Source organism: Plantibacter sp. Mn2098 (genome assembly GCF_049319745.1).
Taxonomy (GTDB): domain Bacteria; phylum Actinomycetota; class Actinomycetes; order Actinomycetales; family Microbacteriaceae; genus Plantibacter.
Genome location: NZ_JBMOUH010000003.1, coordinates 210496 through 221807 on the forward strand (window position 1 = coordinate 210496; position 11312 = coordinate 221807).

The window sequence follows — 11312 nt, forward strand, 5'->3', positions numbered from 1 at the left end:
TCAGACGACCGTGACGTCGAGCCCGAGGTCGAGCGAGCGGACGCTGTGCGTCAGCGCACCGGAGGAGATGACGTCGACCCCGGTGGCGGCGATGTCGCGGACCGTGTCGAGGGAGACGTTGCCGCTGGCTTCGACGATCGCACGCCCCGCGACGAGCGCGACGCCCTCCCGCAGCTGATCGAGGGTGAAGTTGTCGAGCATGATCGTGTCGATCCCCGCGGCGAGCACGGCCTCGATCTGATCGATGCGGTCCACCTCGACCTCGATGTGCGTCGTGTGGGACAGCTGTTCCTTGGCCTGCAGCAGCGCCTCGGTCACGGTGAGGCCGCGAGCGGTGAGGACGGCGAGATGATTGTCCTTCGCCATGACCGCGTCCGAGAGCGAGAACCGGTGGTTGTGACCGCCGCCGGAGCGCACGGCGTGACGCTCGAACGCGCGGAGCCCAGGAGTCGTCTTGCGGGTGTCGACGATGCGCGCCTTCGTGCCCTCCGTCTCGGCGACGAACAGGCTCGTGAGGGTCGCGATGCCGCTCATCCGCTGGACGAAGTTCAAGCCGATGCGCTCCGCCGTGAGCACGGAGCGGGCGGGGCCTGAGACGGTTGCGAGGGTGTCGCCGGCTTCGAACCGCTCGCCGTCGTTGGCGATCACCGTGACCTCGATGCTCGGATCCGTCAGACGGAACGCCGCGGCGAACACCGCGCCGCCGCTGAAGACGCCGGGTTCGCGGGCGCTGAGCGTCGCGGTCGCGGTCGCATCGGCGGGGATGAGCGCCTCGGAGGTGAGGTCGCCCCACGGCGCGTCCTCGACGAGGGCCGCGGTGACGGCGGTGGTGATGATTCGATCGGTCAGCATGAGGCGAGCATCTCTCCGGACGGGACGTGGACGGCGGCGCCGACCAGCGAGGGGGTTGCGATGGTGCGGGCGGCGGCCCCGGTGGTGACGACGGTCGTCGAGACAGCCTGGATCGGGTCGGTCAGCGGGAAGTCGCTGCGGGCGTGGGCGCCGCGCGACTCGGTGCGCTGGAGGGCTGCGGCGACGATCGCCCTGGCGAGCAGGAGCAGGTTCTGGTCTTCGGATTCCTCGTCGGTCGTCGGCGGGGCGGTCTGTTCGGCGGCCCACCCGTCGAGGATTCCGGCTGCGGCGGCGAGGCCGTCGCCCGTGCGGATGAGGCCGGCGTCGCGCCACAGCAGTTCGTGGAGTGCTGCCCGGCTGAAGCCGTCCGCCCTGGTCCCTGAGCCTCCGCCGGTCCCTGGGCCTGTCGAAGGGCCGTCCGTCCCGGTCCCTGAGCTTGTCGAAGGGTGCATTTCGACAAGCTCAATGACCGGGCCATTCCCGGTCCCTGAGCTTGTCGAAGGGCCCGAGCGGTGCATTTCGACAAGCTCAATGACCGGGTCTTGGAGCTCAATGACCGGGCCCTTCCCGGTCCCTGAGCTTGTCGAAGGGCCCACCTGCAGGTCCACGCCGATCGCCGCAGCCGCCCGCGCACCGAACACCGCGCCTTCGAGTAACGAGTTCGAGGCCAGCCGGTTGGCGCCGTGCACCCCGGTCCGCGCGACCTCGCCGACCGCGTACAGCCAGGGAAGGCTCGTCCGTGCGTGCAGATCGGTCCGCACCCCGCCCATCCAGTAGTGGGCGGCGGGGGCGACGGGCACCGGTTCGAGCGACCAGTCGATGCCGGACGCCCGCACCGCCGCATCGATGCCGGGGAAGCGCGTCGCGAGCCGTTCCGCGCCGAGCATCGTCGCATCGAGGACCACCGGCAGCCCGCCCTGAGCAGCCATCGCGGCCGCGATCCCACGCGCGACGACATCGCGCGGCGCGAGCTCAGCGTCCGGGTGGACGCGTTGCATAAAACGCTCGCCTGATGCGTCGCGGAGGACGGCCCCTTCGCCGCGCACGGCCTCCGACACGAGGAAGCTGCCCGCGGAGGTGAGTGCCGTCGGGTGGAACTGGACGAACTCGACGTCTTCGAGCGCAGCTCCGGCTCGGAGCGCTGCCGCTGCACCGTCACCCGTTGCGACGAGCGGGTTCGTGGTGTGCGGGTAGAGCTGTCCCGCGCCGCCCGTCGCGAGTACGACCGCGTCGGCCCGGACGACGAACTCCTCGCCGTCTGCCCGCAGCAGCACTCCCCGCACGGCGCCGGCCTCGACGAGCAGGTCGACGAGGAAGGTGTGCTCGTGGATGGCTACACTCGTCTCCCGCACGCGGTGGACGAGAGCCGCCTCGATCGCCGCGCCCGTCGCATCGCCTCCCGAGTGCAGCACCCGCGGGTAGGAGTGGGCAGCTTCGAGGCCCTTCGCGAACGCCGCATCTGGCGCCGAGCCCGCACGGTCGAATCCGACTCCGTACGCGATCAGCTCGCGGATGCGATCCGGCCCCTCGGAGCAGAGCACCCGCACGGCCTCCTCGTCGCACAGCCCAGCGCCGGCCGTGAGTGTGTCCTGCACGTGCGACTCGACGGAGTCGTCGTCGAACATCACGCCGGCGATGCCACCCTGCGCGTAACGCGTGTTGCTCTGCCCCAGCACGTCCTTCGTGACGAGGACGACCTCGTGCTCATCGCTCGCGTGGATGGCGGTGACGAGCCCGGCGATGCCGCTGCCCACCACCACGACCCTGGTCACGGTCAGACCTCGACCGTCTGAGCCGGCGCGACGGTGGTTGCCTGAGCCGCGACGGGCGGCTTCGCGGCCAGCATCCGTTCGAGGGCGAGCCGTGCGGGGACGGCGACGTCGTCTGAGACGGTGATCCGGTTGATGACCTCGCCTGCGACGAGCCCTTCGAGCACCCAGGCGAGGTAGCCCGGGTGGATGCGGTACATCGTGGAGCACGGGCAGATGACGTCGTCGAGGCAGAAGATCGTGTGCTGCGGGTACTGCGCGGCGAGGCGCTGCACCATGTTGATCTCCGTGCCGATCGCGAAGGTCGTGCCCGCCGGGGCCGCCTCGATCGCCTTCTGGATGTAGTCAGTCGAACCGGCCTCGTCCGCGGCGTCGACGACGGGCATCGGGCACTCGGGGTGCACGATGACGCGGACGCCGGGGTGGGCTGCGCGCGCGCGATCGATCTGGTCGACCGTGAACCGCTTGTGCACGGAGCAGAAGCCGTGCCACAGGATGACCTCCGCTTCCTGCAACCCCTGCGCGTCGTTGCCGCCGAGCGCCTTGTTCGGGTTCCACATGGGCATGTGCTCGAGTGGCACACCGAGCTTCTTGGCCGTGTTGCGGCCGAGGTGCTGGTCGGGGAAGAAGAGGACGCGCTGACCGCGCTCGAAGGCCCACTTGAGCACTGTCTCGGCGTTGGACGAGGTGCAGACGATGCCGCCGTGGCGACCGCAGAAGCCCTTGAGCGCCGCGGACGAGTTCATGTAGGTGACGGGGATGACGGGCACGCGGCCATCCGCATCGGGCTCGGTTCCGTAGAGGGCTTCGAGCTGCTCCCAGGCCTCCTCGACCTGGTCGATGTTCGCCATGTCCGCCATCGAGCACCCGGCGGCCAGGTTCGGCAGGATGACCGCCTGCTCCGGACCGGAGAGGAGGTCGGCCGTCTCCGCCATGAAGTGGACACCGCAGAAGACGATCGCCTCCGCCTCGGTTCGGGCCTTCGCCGCGTTCGCGAGCTGGAACGAATCGCCCACGTAGTCAGCGTGCTGCACGACCTCGTCGCGCTGGTAGAAGTGCCCGAGGATCACAACGCGATCGCCGAGCGTCTCCTTCGCAGCCACGATCCGCCGGTGCAGGTCCGCCTGATCAGCATCGCGGTAGGAGGCGGGCAGCTGGCCCTGACGGGGGGAACCCGTTGGGATGACATCGCCCATCGACGCGCCCGGACCGTAGCTCGGGGGAGTGAGGTCGAAGACCCACGGGCCGGAGGCGAGCTCCGGCGCACAGGTGGAACCTGCGGTCTGGCCGTTCGCGATCTCCTGGATCATGGCGTCGACGGAAGCGGTGAGGGTCATGAGAGCTCCTGCATGCGTGCTGGTGGTGCGGTTTCGGTGGGGTCTGCACCGGCGAGCGGGCCGTGGTCGGCGTACTCGGAGGAGCGGTTGAAGCGGTAGAGCCTCGCCGGACGGTGCCGGCCGCCGGTGCGGAGCTCGTCGGTTGCGACGACCTGCCCGGACGACTCGATCTGCCGGCGGAAGTTGGCCGGGTCGAGTTGCTTCTGGAGGACGGCCTCGTGGACCTCGCGCAGTTCTGTGAGCGTGAACGTCTCACCGAGGAAGGCGTGGGCGATGTGGCTGTACTCGAGTTTGCTGCGGAGCCGCCACAGCGCGTACTCCACGATGAGTTCGTGGTCGAAGGCGAGCCGCGGGAGCGCATCGGTGCGGAACCAGCGGACGTTCTGCCCGACGAGCGTGCGCTTGGCCTCCTCTGAGCCGACGAGCGCCCAGTAGACGATCGAGACGACACGTTCGTCCGGCGAGCGGTCGATGTCGCCGAACGCGTAGAGCTGTTCGAGGTAGCGGGGGCGCAGCGATGTCGTCACTTCGAGTGTGCGCCGTGCCGCGTCCGCGAGGGACTCCTCCGCGCCGAGCGGGCCGCCTGGCAACGCCCACAGCCCGTCGTACGGTTCGCGGATGCGGCGGACGAGCGGGATCCAGATGGCCGGGGTCGGATCCGTCGCACCGAAGCCGTCATCGGTGCGGAGCGTGAAGATGACGGTGGACACGGCCAGCTTGACGCTCGCCGCGTCCGCGAGGCCCTGATCTGCTGCGCTCTCACCCATCGTGTGCTCCCGGTGGCTCGGGCGATGTCGATCCAACGACATCGCGATCAACTAAGAGTATGTCTGACTCTTACTGTTCCGAGCCTTAGTGTACACCTGACCAGAACACCGACTCCCGCAAGCGCGGCGAACCACGATATGCTGGGCGCGCAAACGAATATCGGGCCGCAAACACGATGCGGGAGAGCCGGTTCACCCGGCACCGAAGGAGCAAGCCTCCCCGCCAATCTCTCAGGTCCTGTACCGCATCGAACTGGCCACTCTGGAAAGCAGCGTCACCATCCTGTGGCGCTCGCCGACGGTGAAAGCAGCACGGACGTCGATCCGTCGCTCGCGAAACTCTCAGGCCAATGACAGAGGGGGAGTTCCCAACGGGCGCGCTTGTCGTACCCGAAGCGCACCACGCGACCCCGGAGAACTCGTGACCGATCTCGAACGAACCAGTCCTTTGCACCCCGTCCATGAAGCCGCAGGCGCGAGCTTCACGGACTTCGCCGGCTGGCAGATGCCCGTCCGCTACTCCAGCGACCTCGCAGAGCACCACGCCGTCCGCACGGCCGCCGGCATCTTCGACCTCTCGCACATGGCCGAGATCCTCGTCGCCGGGCCGGACGCCGCTGCATTCCTCGACACGGCGCTCGCCGGCAAGCTGTCCGCCATCGCGCTGTGGCAGGCCAAATACTCGCTCATCCTCAACGAGCAGGGCGGCATCGTCGATGACATCGTGGTGTACCGACTCGCCGACGAGCGATTCCTCGTCATCGCGAACGCCGGCAACCGGGAGGCCGCGTTCCGAGCGCTCAGCGAGCGTGCTGCCGGATTCGACGTGACCGTCGAGGACCAGAGCGACGCGACTGCGCTCATCGCCGTCCAGGGACCCGCATCGCGCGCCATCCTCGAATCGGTCGCAGCGATCACGGATCTCGGCACGCCGCTCGCAGAGCTCGGCTACTACCGCTGCACCGATGCGCTCTTCGAGGGCCTCCCGCTGCTCGTCGCCCGCACCGGGTACACGGGCGAGGACGGCTTCGAACTGTATGTGCAGGCCGACGCCGCCGAACGGCTCTGGCGCGCGATCGAAGCGGTGGGCGCATCCCACGGCCTCGTCCCCGCCGGGCTCGCGAGCCGTGACACGCTGCGCCTCGAAGCAGGCATGCCGCTCTACGGCCACGAACTCGGCACGGGTACGTTCCCCGTGCAAGCAGGGCTCGGCCGCGTCGTCGCATTGAGCAAGCCCGGCGCATTCGTCGGCCGTGCAGCCGTCGAAGCCGGACCTCCCGCGGATGCGCCCGTGCTCGTCGCCCTCGTCTCCGAAGGGCGTCGTGCGGGCCGGGCAGGCTACGCCGTGTTCGACGGCGACGTCGAGGTCGGCGAGGTCACGAGCGGTGCGCTCTCACCCACCCTCGGCCACCCCATCGCGATGGCCTACGTCCACCCCGACCAGTCCGCCACTGGAACGGTCCTCACCATCGACGTCCGCGGTACGAAGATCCCCGCGACCGTCACCACGCTGCCCTTCTACACGAGAGAGAAGTAACCCGACATGGCCGACAAGACCGAACTCAAGTACACCGCCGAGCACGAGTGGATCCGCGTCGAGGGCGACCTCGCCGTCATCGGCATCACCGACTACGCAGCCGAGAAGCTCGGCGACGTCGTCTACGTCGACCTGCCGGCTGTGGGCGGTGAGATCACCGGCGGTTCCATCGTCGGCGAGATCGAGTCCACGAAGTCGGTCGGCGAGCTGTTCGCGCCCATCGACGGCACGGTCGTCGAGGTCAATGACGCCGTGATCGACGACCCGTCGATCGTGAACGCAGACCCGTTCGGCACCGGATGGCTCATCTCGGTGCGCTTCGCGGAGCTGCCGACGACCCTCCTCAGCTGGGACGAGTACGCAGCAGTGGTGGGCGAGTAATGGCGGAACGCTTCTCCACGCGCCACATCGGGACCGATGCCGACGCGCAGGCGACGATGCTCTCGGCCATCGGTTACGACTCCGTCGACGCGCTGCTCGACGCCGCCGTGCCGGACGCCATCAAGGCCGACCAGCTCGCCTCGTCGAGCATCCCGGACGCGATCGGCGAGCGCGCCGCGCTGGCCGAGCTGCGAGCCATCGCCGCGCGCAACACGGTCAACCGCAGCCTCATCGGCCTCGGTTACTACGACACGATCACGCCGGCGGTCATCAAGCGGAACGTGCTCGAGAACCCGTCCTGGTACACGGCGTACACGCCCTACCAGCCGGAGATCTCGCAGGGCCGCCTCGAAGCCCTCATCAACTTCCAGACGATGGTCTCCGACCTCACGGGGCTCGACACGGCCAACGCGTCCATGCTCGACGAGAGCACGGCCGTCGTCGAGGGCATGCTTCTCGCCCGCCGCGGTTCGAAGTCCGCATCGCACACCTTCATCGTGGACGCCGACGCGTTCCCGCAGACGAAGGCGCTCCTCGCGAACCGCGCAGAGGCCGTCGGCATCGAGCTCGTCGAGATCGATCTCTCCGCCGCCGCCATCGCCGGTGACGCGCTCCCAGACGCGTTCGGCGTCTTCGTGCAGTACCCGGGCGCGAGCGGCCGGATCTGGAACCCGGCCGCGGTCATCGCCGAGGTCAAGGGGCGGGGCGGCCTCGCGGTCGTCGCAGCCGACCTGCTGGCACTCGCGCTCATCTCCTCGCCGGGTTCGCTCGGGGCGGACATCGCCGTGGGCACCACCCAGCGTTTCGGCGTGCCCATGGGCTTCGGCGGACCGCACGCCGGCTACATGGCCGTCCGCAAGGGCCTCGAACGTCAGCTCCCCGGCCGCCTCGTCGGCGTGAGCCAGGACGCAGCGGGCCACCCCGCGTACCGGCTCACGCTCCAGACGCGCGAGCAGCACATCCGCCGCGAGAAGGCGACGAGCAACATCTGCACGGCGCAGGTCCTCCTCGCCGTGATGGCCGCGATGTACGCGGTCTACCACGGCCCGGCGGGCATCCGCCGGATCGCGCAGTCGGTGCATGCGACGGCCGTTCGCGCCGCGTACTCGCTCCGCACCGCTGGCGCGGACGTCGTGTCCGAGCACTACTTCGACACGCTCCTCGTGCGTGTGCCCGATGCTGCGGCCGTCGTCGCATCGGCCCACGCACGCGGCATCCTGCTGCGCGCCGTGGACGAGACGACCGTGTCGCTCAGCTTCGACCAGGTCACGGCCGACGACCTCGATCACGGCTCCACCCTCGTCCGTGAGCTCACCGAGCTCCTCGGCACGGGAACGCGTGTCGAGGTCGAAGCTCCGGCATCGATCTTCGCCGAGCAGGGCGCCTCCTTCTTCGCGTTCGCTCCGGCCGGCGCGGCAGAGTTCCCGGAGGACCTCCGCCGCGAGACCGAGTACCTCACCCACCCCGTCTTCAACACGCACCACTCCGAGACGGCCATGATGCGGTACCTCAAGCAGCTCGCCGACCGCGACTACGCGCTCGACCGCGGCATGATCCCGCTCGGCTCCTGCACGATGAAGCTCAACGCCGCCACCGAGATGGAAGCCGTCACCTGGCCCGAGTTCGCAGGCCTCCACCCCTTCGCGCCGCGCGAGGACGTCGAGGGCTCGCTCCAGCTCATCGACCAGCTCGAGACGTGGCTCGCCGAGGTGACCGGCTACGACTCCGTGTCCCTGCAGCCGAACGCGGGCAGCCAGGGCGAGCTGGCCGGCCTCCTCGCCATCCGCGGGTACCACCGCGCGAACGGCGACCTCGACCGCACCGTCTGCCTCATCCCGTCGAGCGCTCACGGCACGAACGCGGCATCGGCCGTCCTCGCGGGCATGAAGGTCGTCGTCGTCGCGTGCGACGAACTCGGCAACGTCGACCTCGACGACCTCCGCGCCAAGGTCGAGGCCAACGCCGATGTCCTCGCAGCGCTGATGATCACCTACCCGTCCACGCACGGCGTGTACGAGCACGAGGTCAAGGACATCACGAAGGCCGTGCACGACGCCGGCGGCCAGGTTTACGTGGACGGTGCGAACCTCAACGCGCTCCTCGGCTACGCCCGCTTCGGCGACTTCGGCGGCGACGTCTCGCACCTCAACCTGCACAAGACGTTCTGCATCCCGCACGGCGGTGGCGGCCCAGGTGTCGGCCCCGTCGCCGCGAAGGCGCACCTCGCCCCGTTCCTGCCTGGGCACCCGCTCGCGCAGCGCGACGAGCACGCGCTCCTCGGCGGCGGCACGGTCGTCCACGCCGGCGGACCGGTCTCGGCTGCGCCGTACGGCAGCCCGAGCATCCTCCCGATCTCGTGGGCCTACGTCCGCATGATGGGATCCGCAGGCCTGCGCGAAGCGACCGGTTCCGCGGTCCTCGCGGCGAACTACATCGCGACCCGGCTCCAGGAGCATTACCCCGTGCTCTACACGGGTGAGAACGCGCTCGTCGCGCACGAGTGCATCCTCGACCTGCGTCCGCTCAAGGAAGCCACCGGCATCACGAACGACGATGTCGCGAAGCGCCTCGTCGACTACGGCTTCCACGCGCCCACGATGTCGTTCCCGGTCGCCGGCACGCTCATGGTGGAGCCGACGGAGAGCGAGGACCTGGCCGAGATCGACCGCTTCATCGACGCGATGATCGCGATCAAGGCAGAGGCCGACGCCGTTGCCGCGGGGGAGTGGCCTGCGGACGACAACCCGCTCGTCAACGCCCCGCACACCGCCCAGTCGGTCATCGAGGGCGAGTGGGCGCACGCCTACACGCGCGAACAGGCCGTCTACCCGGTGCACACGCTCGTGCGGACGAAGTACTGGCCGCCCGTGCGTCGCATCGACCAGGCCTACGGCGACCGCAACCTCGTGTGCGCGTGCCCGCCGCCCGAGGCCTTCGAGTAGGCAGCGCCTCCCGCCGGCGCGCTCGCCTCGCCCGGGCGCGCTCGCCTCGTGCATGCCGCGTGCTGGCGTGTGTCGCGCATCGCACCCCGCGGGTCAGTCCAGAATTCCGGACTTCCTGCGACAGAAGTGGCTCCTGAGGACGTTTTCGTCCTCCGGAGCCACTTTTTGCGTCCACACTTCCGGAATTCCGAGCATCCCTCGCACCTTGGGCCCTGCAGAATTCAGGAACTCTGACGGAATTCAGGACGATTCCGCAGCAAATCCGCCTCGATCGTCCTGAATCGCGCAAATGTTCCTGAATTGTGGAAGAGAAGTGCGGGGCGAGGCGGGAGGTGGCGGAGGGAGGCGGCGGGGCGAGGGCTAGGCGGTGGGGAGGAGCTCGAGCTGCTTGCGGATCTCGTCGGCGCTGCGGAAGGTCGCCCCGACGAGGGCGACGTGCTTCCAGCGGATGACGCCGGCGGCATCGATCACGAACACCGAACGCCGCAGGCCGAGACCTGGCATGCCGACACCGTACGCATCGACGACCGCGCCACCGACATCGGCGAGCAGCGGGAAGCCGAGACGCTCCTTGCGTGCGAAATGCTCATGGCTGTCGACATCCTGCAAGCTGATGCCCCAGACCGTCGCACCGAGGCCGGCGAACGATCCGAGCTCCGACTGGTACGAGCACAGCTGCGCGGTGCAGACCGCCGTCTCGTCGCCGGGGTAGAAGACGAGCACAACCGGATGTCCGAGCTCGGCCGCCAAGGAGAAGTCCTGCCGTTCGGCATCGGCTCCATTGACGGTGACGCCTGGGAGGGTGAACTCGGGCGCGGCATCGCCGACCTGTGCTTTTTTGGCCATGCTCAGACTGTACGCCCGGTCGGATCGCACACCGCCCCGAAGCGGCCAAGACTCAGGGAACGGACTCGGGAACAGTCTTGGGCAGCAGGCTCCGAGAACGGAATCAGGACTTCGCCGCGAAGATCGCCGGCCACCACGCCACCGCCAGCGGGTACCCGACGAACGAGACGATGTCGATGATCGCATGGGCGATCACGAGCGGCATCACCCGGCCCCAACGCTTGTAGCACCACCCGAACACGATGCCCATCGCCACGTTCCCGAAGAACGGCCCAACTCCCTGATACAGGTGGTAGCTGCCGCGCAGCACACTCGTCGACAGGATGATGGTCCACCAGCCCCACCCGATCTCCCGCAGGCGCGTGAAGAGGTAGCCGACGACGATGACCTCCTCCTGGAGGCCTGCCCGGATGGCGGAGAACACGAGGATGGGGATCGTCCACCAGTAGCTGGGGTCGGGGAAGGTGCTGACGGCGACCGTCGCCCCGAGCGCCCGGCCGAGTGCGTAGACGCCGATGCCGGGGATGCCGATGACGAGGAACAGGACGGCGCCGCGACCGAGGTCCCGCCACGGCGAGCGGAGGTCGAGTCCGAGCCTCGCGAATCCCGTGCGGCCAGGCTGCCAGAGGAGATAGACCACGAGCGCCACGGGCATCAGCTGGAAGAACGGCCCGAGGAACTGATAGCTGAAGTCCAGCCACTGCCTCGTCGACTCCGACTGGTTGAGCCCGGTGGACTGATCCGAGAGCGGAACGTCCTTCGTCGAGATGTTGATGAAGCTGATGAGCGAGTACACGGCCGATGCGCCGAGGCTGAGACCCAGGACGATCGCGATCTCCCACCACCGTCTCCGGTTGTCTCCAATGGGGGAGGGGAGCAGC

At 68.9% G+C, this 11312-nt stretch carries 9 protein-coding genes and 2 riboswitches; of the genes, 3 read left to right on the top strand and 6 right to left on the bottom strand.

The window, feature by feature from the left end; genetic code table 11:
* The 4 genes from nadC to ACL9RL_RS06525 are packed head-to-tail and all read right to left on the bottom strand — an operon-like array spanning position 1 to position 4725.
* Positions 1-852: a carboxylating nicotinate-nucleotide diphosphorylase gene (gene nadC / locus ACL9RL_RS06510; RefSeq protein WP_422779400.1), complete on the bottom strand. Its 852-nt coding sequence runs from the start codon at positions 850-852 to the stop codon at positions 1-3.
* Entirely contained in the window at positions 846-2624 is a 1779-nt protein-coding gene (gene nadB, locus ACL9RL_RS06515; protein ID WP_422779401.1) for an L-aspartate oxidase, read from the bottom strand. The genes nadC and nadB overlap by 7 nt, the downstream gene beginning before the upstream one ends.
* A 2-nt stretch (positions 2625-2626) precedes the next feature.
* Positions 2627-3958 carry a quinolinate synthase NadA gene (nadA, locus tag ACL9RL_RS06520; protein ID WP_422779402.1) on the bottom strand — a complete coding sequence of 444 codons (1332 nt, stop codon included), beginning with the start codon at positions 3956-3958 and terminating at the stop codon, positions 2627-2629.
* Positions 3955-4725 (bottom strand): NUDIX hydrolase, encoded by a 771-nt coding sequence (locus ACL9RL_RS06525; RefSeq protein WP_422779403.1) that lies wholly within the window; start codon positions 4723-4725, stop codon positions 3955-3957. Before ACL9RL_RS06525 ends, nadA begins: the two co-directional genes overlap by 4 nt.
* A gap of 169 nt (positions 4726-4894) precedes the next feature.
* Positions 4895-4981: riboswitch (glycine riboswitch) on the top strand.
* A 1-nt stretch (position 4982) separates the two neighbouring features.
* Positions 4983-5089: riboswitch (glycine riboswitch) on the top strand.
* Between the two features lie 57 nt (positions 5090-5146).
* On the opposite strand from ACL9RL_RS06525, the gene gcvT reads away from it, so the two are divergent.
* The 3 genes from gcvT to gcvP are packed head-to-tail and all read left to right on the top strand — an operon-like array spanning position 5147 to position 9585.
* Positions 5147-6262, top strand: a complete 1116-nt coding sequence (gene gcvT / locus ACL9RL_RS06530; protein ID WP_422779404.1) for a glycine cleavage system aminomethyltransferase GcvT — start codon at positions 5147-5149, stop codon at positions 6260-6262.
* Positions 6263-6268: 6 nt separating this feature from the next.
* Positions 6269-6643, top strand: coding sequence for a glycine cleavage system protein GcvH (gcvH, locus tag ACL9RL_RS06535; protein ID WP_422779405.1), 375 nt, complete (start codon positions 6269-6271; stop codon positions 6641-6643).
* Complete coding sequence (gene gcvP, locus ACL9RL_RS06540; protein ID WP_422779406.1) at positions 6643-9585, top strand: aminomethyl-transferring glycine dehydrogenase; 2943 nt, start codon at positions 6643-6645, stop codon at positions 9583-9585. Before gcvH ends, gcvP begins: the two co-directional genes overlap by 1 nt.
* Before the next feature lie 360 nt (positions 9586-9945).
* On the opposite strand, the gene ACL9RL_RS06545 is transcribed toward gcvP, so the two are convergent.
* Together ACL9RL_RS06545 and ACL9RL_RS06550 are read right to left on the bottom strand one after the other, a co-directional pair.
* Positions 9946-10431, bottom strand: a complete 486-nt coding sequence (locus ACL9RL_RS06545) for a peroxiredoxin (protein WP_422779407.1) — start codon at positions 10429-10431, stop codon at positions 9946-9948.
* Positions 10432-10534: 103 nt separating this feature from the next.
* On the bottom strand, positions 10535-11311 hold the full coding sequence (locus tag ACL9RL_RS06550) for a CPBP family intramembrane glutamic endopeptidase (protein WP_422779576.1): 777 nt from the start codon (positions 11309-11311) through the stop codon (positions 10535-10537).
* Position 11312 lies beyond the last annotated feature (1 nt).